Below are 515 nucleotides of genomic sequence, written 5' to 3' on the forward strand. Positions count from 1 at the left end.
GGACCCCGCCCTTCTTCAGCGCCTGATTGCACAGGCAAAGTCACTCGGCTTTGCTACCGAAAAATTAATTATTGTGAATCATTCAGGCACACCGCAATAAGCGGTGCATCCACAACACTATGAACAAACTCTTCATCATCGGCCTACCCCGCACCGGTACTACCAGTATCAGTGTGGCGCTGCTGGATTACGGGTTTAAGGTTGCCCATACCGCCTACACCAAGCGTGCCTTTGAGTTGGCCGATGTTATTTCCGATGCACCCTGTTTTGCAGACTATAAAGAGTTAGATCAATTATTTCCCGAATCAAAATTCGTTTATTTGGACAGGGCATTGGAACATTGGGTGCCCTCCATGCAAATGCTACTGAATAAAATGCTACCGGAATTAGCACCAAAATCGGGTTATCTCAATCCGGTTCTGAAACGCTGTATCAATAAAACCTTTGCGCCATTAACGACAGACAATCCATTAGATACAGAGCATTTGGAGCGCTGTTATCGTGCACACCAACAA

The 515-nt window shown here is 46.2% G+C and carries 1 protein-coding gene; it reads left to right on the plus strand.

Annotated features, from left to right (window positions below):
• Window positions 1–119: 119 nt before the first annotated feature.
• Window positions 120–515, plus strand: a 396-nt coding sequence (locus ACWA6V_RS17655; protein WP_449523729.1) for a sulfotransferase, incomplete at its 3' end; no start/stop codon positions are given.

It is taken from the genome of Cellvibrio sp., from assembly GCF_053579595.1.